Annotated in this window: 10 protein-coding genes; 4 read left to right on the top strand and 6 right to left on the bottom strand. The window is 64.5% G+C overall.

Features of this window, described 5'->3' with window-relative positions; all coding sequences use genetic code 11:
- Nucleotides 1-42: 42 nt before the first annotated feature.
- From IVB40_RS10350 to IVB40_RS10360, 3 genes are all read left to right on the top strand, one after another.
- Complete coding sequence (locus IVB40_RS10350; RefSeq protein WP_247818812.1) at nt 43-1,188, top strand: HlyD family secretion protein; 1,146 nt, start codon at nt 43-45, stop codon at nt 1,186-1,188.
- Entirely contained in the window at nt 1,185-2,681 is a 1,497-nt protein-coding gene (locus IVB40_RS10355) for an MDR family MFS transporter (protein WP_247818813.1), read from the top strand. The genes IVB40_RS10350 and IVB40_RS10355 overlap by 4 nt, the downstream gene beginning before the upstream one ends.
- A 93-nt stretch (nt 2,682-2,774) precedes the next feature.
- The gene (locus IVB40_RS10360; RefSeq protein WP_247818814.1) at nt 2,775-3,713 is read left to right on the top strand and encodes an aldo/keto reductase; all 939 of its coding nucleotides are present in this window, start codon (nt 2,775-2,777) and stop codon (nt 3,711-3,713) included.
- Nucleotides 3,714-3,736: 23 nt separating this feature from the next.
- On the opposite strand, the gene IVB40_RS10365 is transcribed toward IVB40_RS10360, so the two are convergent.
- Entirely contained in the window at nt 3,737-6,577 is a 2,841-nt protein-coding gene (locus IVB40_RS10365; protein WP_247818815.1) for a winged helix-turn-helix domain-containing protein, read from the bottom strand.
- A gap of 295 nt (nt 6,578-6,872) precedes the next feature.
- Between IVB40_RS10365 and IVB40_RS10370 the strand changes: the two genes are divergently transcribed.
- Nucleotides 6,873-7,862, top strand: a complete 990-nt coding sequence (locus IVB40_RS10370; protein WP_247402612.1) for a tripartite tricarboxylate transporter substrate binding protein — start codon at nt 6,873-6,875, stop codon at nt 7,860-7,862.
- A gap of 6 nt (nt 7,863-7,868) precedes the next feature.
- Here IVB40_RS10370 and IVB40_RS10375 read toward each other — a convergent pair whose 3' ends face one another.
- The 5 genes from IVB40_RS10375 to IVB40_RS10395 all read right to left on the bottom strand — a co-directional run bounded on the left by IVB40_RS10375 (nt 7,869) and on the right by IVB40_RS10395 (nt 13,973).
- Nucleotides 7,869-9,008, bottom strand: a complete 1,140-nt coding sequence (locus IVB40_RS10375) for an MFS transporter (RefSeq protein ID WP_247359055.1) — start codon at nt 9,006-9,008, stop codon at nt 7,869-7,871.
- Between the two features lie 1,166 nt (nt 9,009-10,174).
- Nucleotides 10,175-11,407: a Zn-dependent hydrolase gene (locus tag IVB40_RS10380; RefSeq protein WP_247402706.1), complete on the bottom strand. Its 1,233-nt coding sequence runs from the start codon at nt 11,405-11,407 to the stop codon at nt 10,175-10,177.
- Nucleotides 11,400-12,185, bottom strand: a complete 786-nt coding sequence (locus IVB40_RS10385; RefSeq protein ID WP_247402708.1) for an ABC transporter ATP-binding protein — start codon at nt 12,183-12,185, stop codon at nt 11,400-11,402. Before IVB40_RS10385 ends, IVB40_RS10380 begins: the two co-directional genes overlap by 8 nt.
- Nucleotides 12,182-12,955, bottom strand: coding sequence for an ABC transporter permease (locus tag IVB40_RS10390; protein WP_247403049.1), 774 nt, complete (start codon nt 12,953-12,955; stop codon nt 12,182-12,184). The genes IVB40_RS10385 and IVB40_RS10390 overlap by 4 nt, the downstream gene beginning before the upstream one ends.
- Before the next feature lie 73 nt (nt 12,956-13,028).
- On the bottom strand, nt 13,029-13,973 hold the full coding sequence (locus tag IVB40_RS10395; RefSeq protein ID WP_247402710.1) for an ABC transporter substrate-binding protein: 945 nt from the start codon (nt 13,971-13,973) through the stop codon (nt 13,029-13,031).
- Nucleotides 13,974-14,036: the final 63 nt, after the last annotated feature.

The raw sequence follows: 14,036 nt of genomic DNA on the forward strand, positions 1-14,036 counted from the left end.
GTAACGATCGTTATTAAATAGATTGAACCGGAGGATCTTTCGATGCGTTTCGATTTTGCGCCGATCGCCGGCGGGCTCGGCGATCGCAACAGGTTCCGCACGAGCGAGGCCGCCGCGCAATGGTTCAGGACAGGGGTCGGCAAGCGGCTGCGACGGCCGCTGATGCTCGCGCTGCCGATGGTGGTGGCCGTGGTCGGCGCCTTCATCTATCTGGCGCAGGAGCAATTTGTCTCGACCGACGACGCATTCGTTCGCGCCGCCAAGGTGACCATCAATGCCCGGGTTTCCGGCCAGGCGGTCGAGATCGCCGTGCGTGACAATCAGCGCGTCCGGCGGGGCCAGGTGCTGTTTCGCATCGACCCGGAGCCTTATGAAATTGCCGTCGACCAGGCCGAGGCGCGCCTCGGAAGTACGCGGCTCCAGATCGAATCCCTCAAGGCGACCCATCGTCAGCAGCAGGCGGAGCTGCAATCGGCCAAAGAATCTGCTGCCTTCGACGAGCGCGAGTTCGACCGCAAGAAGATGCTGGTCGCCTCCGACTTCACGCCGCGCGCGGTCTACGAGCGGGCCGAGACGGACATGAAGGTCGCTCGCCACCGCATGGCGTCGATCGAACAGCAGATCGCCAATACGATCGTTGCCCTCAATGGCGATACCGATATCGACATCAATCGCCATCCGACCGTTCGCGCGGCCAGGGCACAGCTCGACCGTGCGCGGCTGGATCTCTCCTATGCCACCGTGACGGCGCCCGAGGACGGCATCGTGACCAAGGTGGACGATCTCCAGATCGGCGGCTTCGTCACTGCCGGGGCACCGACGTTCTCGCTGCTGTCGAGCCGGCACGTCTGGGTCGAGGCGAATTTTCGCGAGACGGGCTTGACCCACATGCGTCCAGGGCAGGAGGCGACGATCGACGTCGATGCCTATCCGGATCGCAAGTTCAGGGCGCATATCGTCAGCATGAGTCCCGGCACCGGATCGGACTTCTCGCTCCTGCCGCCCGAGAATGCGACGGGAAACTGGGTCAAGGTCGTCCAGCGATTGGCGGTGCGCCTGGAACTCGACGATCTCGATCCGAGCCGGCCGCTGTTCTCGGGCATCAGCGTGACGGCACGGGTTGATACCGGCCATCGCCGCAGCTGGGCACATCTGCTCCAACCCGCGCGCGCGACGGAGGGCAAATGAGTACGCCCCTCCCATCGACCACGGCGCCCGGCGGTCGTCACGCGATCGCCGCGGCCGCCCTCATGGCGACCTACATGCAGGCCGTCAACATCTCGATACCGAACGCGGCGCTACCCCATATTCAGGCGACGCTCTCGATGGCCAATGACGAGGTCGGCTGGGTGTTTTCCTCGTATATCGCCGCGAGCGCCGTGACCATGTCGATCACGCAATGGCTGGCGGGACGCTACGGCCGGAAAGTGGTCTATCAGGCCGCCGTCACGATTTTCGTGTTGGGTCTCGCCCTCGATACACTGGCGACGACCTCGATCCAGTTCGTGCTGGCGCGAATCCTCCAGGGCGCGGCGAGCGGACCGCTGGCGCCGCTCTCGCTGGCGATCCTGCTCGAGGCGACATCGCCGGTGCGACATGCGCGCATGAGCCTGGCGTGGACCGTCTGCTCCCTGCTTGGCATCAGCAGCGGCCCGGCCATTGGCGGTTGGCTCAGTGAATATTACGGCTGGCCCGCGATCTTCTATTTCAGCCTGCCGATGACGGGCTTCATTTTCCTGACGACGGCTCAGCTGCTCGGCGAGAAGCGGGCCGAGCGGAGCCAGCCCTTCGACTTCTTCGGCCTGACGACGTTCTCCGTCGGCATGATCGGGTTGCAGATGTTGCTCGACCGCGGGGAGCGCCTCGAATGGTTTGCCTCGACGGAAATCTGGATCGAGGCGGGCGCCTCCGTGCTCGGCTTCTATCTCTTCATCGTGCACGTCATGACGACAAAGGAGCACTTTCTCCGCACGGCGCTGTTCAGGGACCGCAATCTCGTGCTCTCGACGGTCATCTCCTTCGCGCTTGGCTTCGTGCTGCTGCCGACCCTAGCCCTGACGTCCCCGATGCTGGAGGAATTGCTCAACTATCCCGTCGACACCACCGGATACATGACTGTTCCGCGCGGCGTCGCACTGGTGGGAGCGCTGGTGCTGACGAGCCTGGTCCCCGCGCAGATCGACTACCGGCCGTTCCTCGTGGCTGGAATGACGCTGGTGGTCTATGCCAACTGGCTGATGCTAGGCTATTCGCCGGCGATGGATTGGCGGCCGGTGGTCGAGGCCGGCCTGCTCCAGGGAGCGGGTCTCGGCATGTTGCTGCCCGCGCTCGCCAGGGCCGCGTTCGGTACGCTCGACCCGAAGCTCCGCCCGGAAGGCAGCGCGTTGGTCAACCTTTCGCGCCTCTATGGCAGCACCATTGGCATCGCGGTCGTCCAGCTCTTCTTCTACGCCAACACGCAGGCTGTGCACGTCGCACTCGCAAAGAACCTCACGCCCTACCGAGTCGCTGCATTCGTCGGGGGGCCGATCGCGAAGCCAAGCCTTGCCGCCCTCAACGGCATGGTCACGCGTCAGGCGGCGACCGTCGCGGTCATCGACCAGTTCGAAATCCTGATGTTCGCCATGCTCGTCGTGATTCCGCTCGTGTTTTTTCTCCGTAAGCCACGGCCTACCGGTTAACGCCTGGAGCCGTGGAACGACATCGCATCGTCAATTTCGAATACCCCGTCCCTCACCTTTGAGGGAGCCGTGGACAAGCAAAGGAGTATGAGCATGACTTCCTCAGATACGCTTCGTTATACGAGAATTCCAACTCATCAATCCGGGACGATTCCCGCGGTGGGATTTGGCACGCTCATTCCGGATCCGGTCGTGACCAGGCGGGCCACCAAGGCTGCATTGGAGGCCGGATTTCGACATCTTGATTGCGCGGAGCGCTATCGCAACGAGGAAGCGGTCGGCGATGCGCTGCAGGAGACCTTTAAGGCGGGGACGCTTCAGCGCAAGGACCTGTTCGTTACGACGAAGCTATGGAACACGAATCATCGGCCGGAACGGGTCAGGCCTGCCTTCGACGCCAGTCGCCGGCGGCTGCAGCTCGACGAGATCGATTGCTACATCATCCATACGCCCTTCGCCTTTCAACCCGGCGACGAGCAGGACCCGAGGGATGAGCACGGTCGGGTCATCTATGATTCCGGGGTTACGCTGGCGGAGACGTGGGGGGCGCTGGAACGCCTTGTCGACGAGGGGCACTGCAAGTCGATCGGCCTGTCGGACATCACCCTGGAGAGGTTGCGCGAGATCGTTTCGGTCGCGCGGACCAGGCCCGCCATGGTGCAAGTCGAAGCGCATCCGTATCTCCCCGAATGGGACCTGCTCGACTTCTGTCGAGAGCACGGAATTGTGCTGCAGGCGTTTGCAGCGCTGGGACACGCGATGAAGCCGAACGTCCTGGCTGATCCGGTGATCACTGCCATCGCGGAGCGTGTGCACAAGACACCGGCTCAAATTGCGCTGGCGTGGGCCGTCCAGCGCGGCACCGCTTTCCTGACGACTTCGACCAATCCCCGGCGCATCCAGGAAAACTTCGATATTTCAGCCTTGCCCGAAGACGCCATGCGAGAGATGAGGGACCAGATCACGACAAACATCAGGTTCAACACGGTCGTCGAGACCGGCGTGCCCGGATTCATCCCGCGGGCTGGATGAATCAGTGCCGGTCAGCCGACTCGTCAAGCCCGGAGCTGCTCGATCAAATCGTGGGCGCTACGGATCTCGGCGATGCCGGCGCCCTCTTTGAATGGCCCGCATGCGCGTTCCAGAATTGCCAAGGCTTCCGTGGTCTGGCCAGCCCCAATCATGAACCGCGCCAGGCTGACCGCGCTTCGCAGCTCCCAGAAGCGCGCGCCTTGCTGGACGGCAATGTCCATGGCCTCGCGAAAGTGCGCCTCGGCGTCTTCCGAATGCCGAGTGCTCCTGAGCATCAACTCTCCCTTGATGCGGATCAGCTCCGGCAGATACCAGAGCTCCTGCCGGTCGTTGCAGCGGGTCAGGACATCCTCGATCACGTCGAGCCCGCGATCGACCTGGTCGGCCTCTCCGGAACACGCGGCGAGCTCGCCGAGCAGGGGCAGAAAGCGCGGCAGGAAGCGCGCATCGCCGGCGCGATTGAGCTCCTCACGCAGCAGCGGCAACCCGGTCGTGACGTCGCCGCGCTTGACCATGACCGCGGCATTGAAGGCCCGCGCCCACAGGCCCCACAGCCGGATCGCGTGGCGCTCGGTGTGTTCGAGCAGCTCGGCGCCGTGACGTTCCGCAGCGTCGAAATCGCCGGACCAGAAGGCGATCGGGCAGGCGGCTTGTCCAAGCACGCTGCAGAAGGTCAGCGCGTGGCCGTTGGCCCGGCCTTCCTCGATGTTTCTGGCGGTAAGGGCCTGAGCCTGATCGGCCAGGCCTTGAAGCCACAGGATGCGAGCCCGAAAATATTGCGTCGAGATTCTCAGATCGAGCGGAAAGATTTTCGGCTTCTCCGCCAACACATGCAGCGATGCATTGACCCGCTCGATGCGCAGCCGAGCCTCGTTCTGATCCCCGAGATAGTGCAGCGCCACGGCCATCAGCCGGTCGCCTAGCATGACATCGGTCTTGTCGGGCGAGTTCGCGGCCGCGTTCGCAAAGCGATCGGCGAGCGCACGGGCCTTGCCGAACTGTCCGTTGTTGAACTGGTCGATGCACAAGCCCCAGAGCGCGCGCAGCCGGAAATCCTTGTCGTCGAGCCTGTCAGCAAGCTCAAGGGTCGTCTCGAGGATCGGCCGCGCCTCGCGCGCGCGGCCCTCGCCATACATCAGCGACCAGCCGAGCGCCGACAGCAGCTGCATGCGGATGCGGTTATCGTCGGCGGTGTCTCCGAGCGCCGCGAGCGCCGTTCTGCTGCGCTCACGGCACTCCGCGAACAGCGAAAGACGCACCCACAGCGTGACCGCGGCCGCCGTCAGCGCGATACCGAGTCTCGCCTCGCCGTCGGGGCCGAAGGCCCAGTCCAACGCCGCACGCACATTGTCCAGCTCCGCGCCATAGATGCTCAGCCATTCGGGCAGCGGCGTCGAAATATCCGCCTCCGCGCGCTGGAATAAATCGCGAAAATGCTCGGCATGACGCCGCGCGAACTGCCTGGCTTCGCCGAGCTCGTTGAGTTTTCCGTATGCATAGGTGCGCGTGGTGTCGAGCAGCCGATAGCGCAGCGTGCGCGAGCCGGACGGCGAAATAAGCGACTTGGTCACCAGGCTGTCGATTGCTTCGAGAGTCTCGGATGCATTGAGTCCGTCACCGGACGCGACCGCGGCAGCCGCCTCCGGCGCGAAAGGCCCGGCAAAGACCGACAGGCGTCGCAGCGTGGCGCTCTCCACGGGAGGCAGAAGGTCGTAGCTCCAGTCGAGAGCCGCAGCGAGCGTCTGGTGCCGCGGCACGGCGGTACGCCGGCCCCGCCATTGCAGCGAAAAGCGGCTGTCGAGCAGGGATGCCGTGCCGGCGATGCCGTAAGCATTGACGCGGCCCGCCGCGAGCTCGATCGCCAGCGCGATGCCGTCGAGGCGCCGGCAGATGCTCGCGACGAGGGGCGCCTCCTCTGCACTGAGCTGGAACGGGCCCGAGCTCTGCGCAATGCGGTCCACAAAGAGTTGAGCCGCGGGATAGGCAAGGACCTCGTCGACAGCAAGCCCTTCGCGCTCGGGCGGACAATCCAGCGGGAACAGCCGGAAAATCCGCTCGCCTTCGCTGCGGAACGATTCGCGGCTGGTTGCGAGAACACGAAGCTGCGGTGCCTCGCGAACGATGTGCTCGACCAGCGGCGCCAATTGATCCAACACATGTTCGCAACTGTCGAAGATCAGCAGGGCCGGGCCGGTCTTCAGAAACGTCAGCAGAGCCGGCGTCGGATCCTCCGCGCTGATGGTCAGTCCGAGCGCCGAAGCAATGGTGGTCGCGATGTGGCTGGCATCCCTCAGCGGACCGAAATCGACGAAGAAGACTCGCCCGTCGAAATCCTGGGAACGGCGATGCCCGACGGTGACGGCGACCGAGGTCTTGCCGATGCCGCCCGGGCCGACGACGGTCATGAAGCGATAGAGCGAAAGTCCGTTCGAGATCTTCTCGATGACATCTTCCCGGCCGACCATCCTTGTGAGCTGAGCGGGCAGGGAGCGGGGAGGGGCGGTTTCGGCCGGGAGCGGGGCGGCCGGCAGAGCTGCTTGAACGAACGAGGCGACAAAACAATAGCCTCGGCCCGGCACGTTGACGACGTAACGGGCCGACTTGCCGGTGTCGCCGAGCGCCTTGCGCAGCGCCGCGACGTGGAAGCGCAGGCTGCCCTCGTCGACATTGACGCCGGCCCAGATGCGCTTGACCAGCTCTCTCTTGTCGACGACTTCTCCGGGGCGTCCGGCAAGGAAGATGAGAATGTCGAGCGCGCGGCCGCCGACATGAAGCGGCGAGCCCTCCTTCTCCAAGAGCCGGGACTTCGGAAACAGTCGAAATGGCCCAAAGGAAATGGCCGAGTCTTCGCTACGATCTGGCACGCGCCATCGCCCCCTCGAAGGGAGTCAAAAGGTATTACTTTTTGGTCTACCAGAACGAGGCGTACAGTAAACTGGCCGAAAGCAGTGGGCAGGGCTGGCAGCCCTGCGTGGACGGCTTGGGTCGGCTCGCTCGCGAAATTATGCTTGGAAAGTAAAGAGTTAGGCCGGCGTGACAATGCGTGACACCGGGGTTCGTCCGGATGGAGCATTGACTGTGGTGCCGGATTGCTGCGATGGCATGGTCCGGGAGCCGGTCCCGCCACCACATTGACTGCCGACTTCCGGAATTTCCAGCATGACCTCTTTCACGCGGCGACAATTCGTGCACGCGTTGACAAGCGCGGCGGCGCTCGCCGCGCTTCCCTGCAGCGGACAAGCCGCCGACTATCCGTCTCGTCCCATTCGCCTGGTGATTCCCTACGGAGCCGGCGGATCGGGCGACCAGATCGCGCGCCCCTGGGTGGACAGGATGCCGTCGCTGCTGGGGCCGACCTTCGTCGAATATATCGGCGGCGCGGGCGGCGCCATCGGGACCGCGGCGGTCGCGCGCGAGGAGCCCGACGGCTATTCGCTGCTGCTCGGCAACGGCAGCACGCAAGTCATCATTCCCATGACGTCGGCGAATCCCGGATATTCCGTTGGCGATTTCCGCGCCATCTACCGCCTGATCAACAGCGCGCTGGTTTTCGCCATCAATCCTTCGGTGCCCGCCGCAAACCTGCGCGAGTTGATCACCTATGCGAAAGCCAATCCGGGAAAGCTGTCCTATGGCACGCCGGGGATCGCCACCGGAAACCATCTGGTCGGCGAATCCTTCAAGCAGCAGGCCGGTGCGCTGGACATCGTCCACGTGCCCTATCGGGGCATCGCGCAGGCGACCAACGATCTCGTCAGCGGCCAGATATCGCTCGTCATTGCCGTCATGTCCGTTCAATTGCAGCAGTTGGCTCAAGCGGGGAAAGTCAGACTGCTGGCGGTCACCACCGAAACGCGGCTGAGCGGCGCGCCCGAGATCCCGACCGCCGTCGAATCCGGCATGCCCGGCATCCGGTATGAGGGCTGGTTCGGTCTGTTCGCACCCAAGGACACCGGCGATGCGATCATCGACCGGATCGCGCAGGCGACGCGGCTCGCCATGGCCGATTCGGCGCTTCTGGCGAGCTATCGCGCCCAGGGCATGGAGCCGGACAACGATTCAAGCCCGGACAAATTCCAGCGCATCGTCGAGGCCACATCCGCAAGCCTCGCGCCCCTGATCAAATCGATCGGGCTGAGCAATTTGTGAGGCCGCTCAGCCGTCGGCGCGCGTAACAATGCGCGCCGTCAGCGTGACGAGGCCCATCAGCGCGGCCAGGAGCCAGAACGCGACCGGCAATCCGCCAAGACGTGCGACGAAGCCGACACCGGCGGGGCCGACGAGAACGCCGGCGTAGCCGGCGGTCGTGATCGCCGCGACGGCGAGCCCCGTGGGCATCACCGTCTGTCTCGCCGCCCGGCGGAACAGCACCGGCACGAGGTTCGATGCGCCGAGGCCGATGAGCAGGAAGCCGGCCACAGCCACCGCCACGACGGGAGCCGTGAGCAGGACCACGAAACCCGCGATCGCAATCAGGCTGCCCCAGAACAATGTGGTGCGGTCTCCGATGCGCGCGACGACGGCGTCGCCGCCGAGCCGCCCGATCGTCATCGCGACCGAGAACACGATATAGCCAATCCCGCCTTGCGCTTCGGAGACGAGGCCCGCGCCGATGACGAGCAACGCGCCCCAATCGAGCATCGCGCCTTCGACCAGGAAGGTGATGGCGCAAAGCAGTGCGAGCAGGAGCACGGCGCCATGCGGCAGCACGAACAGCGGTCCCTCCTGCACCTGCACGGAGCGAAGCAGCCGCGGCCAGGCCACCAGCATCGCGATCAGCATCAGGACGGAGCAGATCAGCGTGCAAGCGAGCGCGCCGAGTTGCAGCGAGAGCAGTGCGGTCATGAGTGCGGCCCCGGCGAAGCCACCGATGCTGAACAGCGCGTGGAAGCCGGACATCAGCGGACGTCCCGCGGCGCGCTCCACCTCCACCGCGTGGATGTTCATGGCGACGTCGATGGAACCGAGCGCGGCGCCGAATGCGAGAAGTGCCAGCGCCAGCGTCGCCGGCGAACTCGCGATTGTCAGCAGAGGCAGGACCAAGGCAAGACCGAGCCCGCCCGCAATGATGATCGGCTTGCTGCCATAGCGCGCGCTCAGCACGCCGGTCAGAACCATCGCGATGACCGAGCCGATGCCAAGGCTGAGCAGGAGCAGTCCGAGGATGCCGTCGTCGACGGCGAGCCGCGCCTTCGCGAACGGCACCAGCGGTGCCCAGCACGCGATGCCGAAGCCCGCGACGAGGAAGGCAAGCCTGGTCGCAAGGCGTGTCGCCGGCTTGTCGGCAGAAGACATGGGAACTCCGGGGAGAGGAATTAGGGCGGGGGCGATCGACAAGCCTCGCAATTGTTGCGTCTTTATGTCCGCGGCGGACTCGAATTTGTCGCAGGCGGCCCTGGGCGGACGGAACGCCAGTGCGAACAAAGGAGTGAGGCTTCGTAGCCCGGATGGAGCGCAGCGCAATCCGGAGCCGCTCGCGCGCATTCGGCACCGTCCCGGATTACGCTTGCGCTCCATCCGGGCTACACGACCGCCTCTGTGTCGCCCTCCTGTCAATCCCACCGCGCAAAAATATTCCACTTTACCGAAATCGGAAATGACGTATGCGTCGCCCATCCCGGCTCATCCTTGAGGGGCGATCTTGTGGTCGTCATGTTCGCGAGCCGGGCTTGCGGTGGACGCGGCAGCGTTCGGGTACGAGAGGCCAAGGGCAGGGCGGATTGCTCTCCGTGAGCCCGAGGCTTCGTTCCGACGAGCGGCGCTGCTAGGCTTCGTCTCGTCATCAGGTCGGCGGCAACGTGCACAACGTCGTCGAAACCGGTGACGAAATGGCGGGCCGTGCGTACGGCAAAACCGTGTGGTCCTGGCCGTCGTTGCTACGGTCAAGTCCTGGCGAATGCGGCACTTGCGTCAACCGGCGCGGTGTCGGTGAATTTCGTTGGGGTGAGGGAGGCCAAAAGGAACTCGGCTCCCGGGAGAGCACGGCATAAGCCGTCCAACCATCGCGCAGGGAAGGCCGAGTGAATGGCTACACCTGTATGCTGCTGTGCGGTTTTCCTGCGTGTGCTTTTCGCGCAGCGGACCGCGGGTGCCAGCCGGCACCCGGCCTTCCCTGCGCCCTCTTGGCTTTGAGGGTGGAGTGACGAAGCAAAGCTCGGGCGAAACGCGTCGCGAGAACGCGAAGCTGTGTCTGCAAATCGAGCCTGCATTTGGAGGATGAGGATGCTGGCCCCTTGCTTCGTCATTGCGAGCGCAGCGAAGCAATCCAATCTGCCGCCGCGGAGGGATTCTGGATTGCTTCCGCCTTCGCTAAAGCTTCGGCGGACAAGTCGCTGCGCTCGCAATGACGATGTGGAGAGAGTGTGCGCCACACTCCGTTCTCGTGCCGGACGCAGCGCAGCGTCTCTTCGACGGTGCGTTGCAGCGCTTCCGGGACACCGAGAGTGGGGCGGCGCCTCGTTCTAGCCGCTGAGTATCCTACGGCAAGCTTCGACGAACACCTGGGCGCCGGTGACGATGTCGACGTCGGCGGTGTTCTCGGTCCAGTGATGGCTGATGCCGCCGATCGACGGTACGAACAGCATGCCCGCGGGCATGATTGTCGCCAGCATCTGCGCATCATGGCCGGCACCGCTGGGCATGCGAATGGATCGTCCGCCGGCCAAAGTCTTGCTCGCGGCTTCGATCGCGTCCTGGATGCCTGCGTTCATCATGGCCGGCGCGCCGGTGCGCAGTTTTTCCACGGTGACGGTGCAGGGACCCTTCGCGCTGGCCTCGTCCGCCATGCTCCGCAGCAGCTGCTCAAGCCGCGCGATGACCGATGGATCGTCGTCACGGATCTGGAACAGCATTTCGGCGCCACCCGGAATGATGCTTGGCGCGCCCGGATCGAGCGTGATGCGGCCGGTGGTCCAGACCGTGCGCGGGCCGCAGCTCTCGGGAAAACGCTCGTCGATGGCGACGCAGAACTTTGCCAGCGCCAGCCCGGCATCCTTCCGTGCAGCCATGCGGGTGGTGCCGGCGTGATTCTGCTCACCGACGAAATTGATCTGGTATTGCCAGATGCCGACGATGGAGGTGACGACGCCGACCGCAAGGCGACCGCTTTCGAGCGTGTCGCCCTGCTCGATATGGGCTTCCAGATATCCGACGTGCCGGCCCGGCTCGGCGGTGATGCGCGGTCGTCCTGCGAGCCCCATGTCGGCGAGTGCGTCCCGCATGGTGCGGCCGCTGGTGCGGTCGCGTGCGGCATCAATGTCGGGCTCGCTCACTTGCCCGACATAGGAGCGCGAACCGAGGAAGTGCCCAAAGTGTCCTTCCTCGTCGCACCAGGCGGCAATCTCGACCGCGCCTTCGAGCGAGGGATCAGCATTGAGCACGCGCGCCGCTTCGAGCGCGTAGACGACACCGAGCGGGCCGTCGAGCCAGCCGGCGTAGTTTTGGCTTTCGAGATGCGATCCCGCGAGCAGCTTGGGTCCCGCCTTTGCGCTGGTGCCGAAGACATTGCCGATGCCGTCGATCGCGGCGGAGAGGCCCGCGTCGGGCAGCTTCCGCACCAGCCAATCCAGCGAAAGCTTGTGCGGTTCGGAGAAGGTCGGCTTGTGCACGCCGGTCTTGTAGGCGCCGATGGCACGGAGCGCATTGAGATCGGCGAGAAGGCGCTCGCCGTTTGCGCGTGAAAAGGTGTCAGGCATGCTCGGCAACCTTCAACGCCTCGGTGCGGATCTCCTCGACCAGCCGTTCCTTCAACTGGACGAATTCGGGCGTGGTCTTGATCTTGTAGGAGCGCGGATGCGGCAGGTCCACGTTGATCTCGGCCTTGATGCGGCCGGGGCGTGCGCTCATGACGATGACGCGGCTGCCGAGGAAGATCGCTTCCTCGATGTCGTGGGTCACGAACAGCACGGTCTTCTGGTCGCGCTCCCAGATCCCGAGCAGCATTTCCTGCATCAGGGCGCGCGTCTGGTTGTCGAGCGCGCCGAAGGGCTCATCGAGCAGCAGGATCTTGGGATCATTGGCGAGCGCGCGCGCGATCGCGGTGCGCTGCTGCATGCCGCCGGAGAGCTGTTTCGGCCAATGGTTCTCGAAGCCGGACAGGCCGACCTGGCGGATGAAGGCGTCGGCGATCTTGTTTCGCTCCGCCTCGGATACGCCACGCTCGCGCAGGCCGAAGGCGATGTTCTCGCGTACCGTCAGCCAGGGAAACAACGTGTAGGACTGGAACACCATGCCGCGATCGGCGCCCGGGCCAGTCACCTCGCGTCCATCGAGCACCACGCGTCCGCCGGTCGGGCGATCGAGGCCGGCGACGATGCGAAGCAGCGTGGACTTGCCGCAGCCGGAAGGGCCGAGGATGGTGACGAAGTCGTTGTTGCCGATCACGAGATCGGTCGGCTCCAGCGCCCTGGTCGGGGCGTTGCCGTGGCGCGCGGGAAAGGTTCGCGAGACCTGTTCGATCTTGAGGATCGTCATGCGAGCCTCCAGGGAAACAGCCACGCGTTGAACGCCTTGAACAGGAAGTCCGAGACCAGGCCGATCAGCCCGATCACGATGATGCCGAAGATGATCTGGCCGGTGTTGAGCAGCGCCTGGCTGTCGGTGATCATGTGGCCGATGCCGGAGGAGGAGCCGATCAGTTCAGCGACGATGACATAGGTCCAGGCCCAGCCCAGCACCAGCCGCAGGATCTCGGCGATCTCAGGCGCGGAGGAGGGCAACAGCACGCGGCGGATGATGCCACGGTCGCTGGCCCCCAGTGTATAGGCCGCCTCGACCAGGTCGCGCCGCGTCGTGCCGACGGTGACCGCGATCATCAGGATGATCTGGAACACCGAGCCGATGAAGATGACGAGCAGCTTCTGCAGCTCGCCGATGCCGGCCCACAGGATCAGGAGGGGAATGAAGGCGGAGGCTGGCAGATAGCGCGCAAAGGAGACGAACGGTTCGAGGAACGCCTCGACCGGCTTGTAGGCGCCCATCAGCACGCCGAGCGGCACCGCGATGAGCGCGGCGAGCACGAAGCCGCCGACGACGCGCCAGATCGTCATGCCGATGTCGAACAGGAAGCCCTGTTTGATGATCAGATCGATGCCTTCCTGCACCATGGTCAGCGGGTTGGCGAGGAACACTTTCGACACGTGGCCGCCGAAGGTCGCCCAGGACCAGAGGGCAACGAACACTACGAAGAACGCAAGGCCGTAAGCCACGCGCTGCCTTGACGTCACGGGATCGAGGGGACGCATCAAACTGTCTATCCGGGCGGTGAACAAGTTTGCCGGCCCCGCCGCGAGACGGGGCCGGCGGCTGCTAGGAGATTTACTTGATGTAGCTGGCGTCGAAGAGATCCTCGACCTTCGGCGCGGCCTTGATGATGCCGATCTCGAGCAGGAGGTCGGCGGCCTCCTTGTTGAAGGTCAGGAAGTCGCCGGCGAAGAATTTCTGGTTCGCGGCCTTGTCCTGCCAGCGCAGATACTTCGCCGAGTTGCCGAACGCCTCGCCGGTCTGCTTCACGTCGGCACCCATGATCTCGTAGGCCTTGGCCTGGTCCTTGGCGATCATGTCGAGGGCCTCGAAATAGCTGTCGGCGAGCGCCTTGGCGGCCTTCGGGTTCTCGGTGAGGAATTTCGGCGTGCAGCCGAACGTGTCCATGACCATCGGATAGTCGAGCGTGGTCGCGATGATCTTGCCCTTGTCGGGTGCGGCACGAACCGTCGACAGATACGGCTCATAGGTCATCGCGGCATCGTTCTGGCCGGAGACGAAGGCCTGCGCGGCGGCGGCGGGCTCGAGGTTTACGACGGTGACGTCCTTCACCGACAAGCCGTTCTTCTTGAGCATCCAAGCCAGCGCGAAATAGGGCGAGGTGCCGGGCGCGGAAGCCGCAACCGTCTTGCCCTTCAGATCCTTGATCGCGGCGAGCTCGTTGCGCACGGCCATGCCGTCGGCGCCGTAGCTCTTGTCGAGCTGGAAGATCTGCTTGGTCGCGACGCCGTTGGCGTTCCAGGAGATCCAGGTCTCCACGGTCGTTGCCGCGCACTGGACGTCACCGGAGGCGATTGCGAGATGGCGATCCTTCTGCGGAATCTTCTTGATGGTGACGTCGAGGCCGTTCTTCTTGAAGATGCCGGCTTCCTTCGCCAGCGTCAGCGGCGCGAAGCCGGTCCATCCGGAGATGCCGACGCCGACCTTGACGTCGTCGGCGAGCACCGGGGTGGAAGCTGCGAGGGCAATGATTGTCGCAAAAACTTTCGAACTACGCATGATTGTCGTCCTCTTGCCGATCGATGGATTGACGTCCTGTTGATCTTGGTCGGTCCTCGTGGA

Origin of the sequence: Bradyrhizobium sp. 40 (genome assembly GCF_023100925.1) — a bacterium.
GTDB lineage: Bacteria > Pseudomonadota > Alphaproteobacteria > Rhizobiales > Xanthobacteraceae > Bradyrhizobium.

Coding starts and splice junctions, on each gene's coding strand:
- IVB40_RS10350 (WP_247818812.1), top strand. CDS start 43: ATGCGTTTCGATTTTGCGCCGATCGCCGGCGGGCTCGGCGATCGCAAC.
- IVB40_RS10380 (WP_247402706.1), bottom strand. CDS start 11,407: ATGCCTGACACCTTTTCACGCGCAAACGGCGAGCGCCTTCTCGCCGAT.
- IVB40_RS10390 (WP_247403049.1), bottom strand. CDS start 12,955: ATGCGTCCCCTCGATCCCGTGACGTCAAGGCAGCGCGTGGCTTACGGC.
- IVB40_RS10375 (WP_247359055.1), bottom strand. CDS start 9,008: ATGTCTTCTGCCGACAAGCCGGCGACACGCCTTGCGACCAGGCTTGCC.
- IVB40_RS10370 (WP_247402612.1), top strand. CDS start 6,873: ATGACCTCTTTCACGCGGCGACAATTCGTGCACGCGTTGACAAGCGCG.
- IVB40_RS10385 (WP_247402708.1), bottom strand. CDS start 12,185: ATGACGATCCTCAAGATCGAACAGGTCTCGCGAACCTTTCCCGCGCGC.
- IVB40_RS10355 (WP_247818813.1), top strand. CDS start 1,185: ATGAGTACGCCCCTCCCATCGACCACGGCGCCCGGCGGTCGTCACGCG.
- IVB40_RS10360 (WP_247818814.1), top strand. CDS start 2,775: ATGACTTCCTCAGATACGCTTCGTTATACGAGAATTCCAACTCATCAA.
- IVB40_RS10395 (WP_247402710.1), bottom strand. CDS start 13,973: ATGCGTAGTTCGAAAGTTTTTGCGACAATCATTGCCCTCGCAGCTTCC.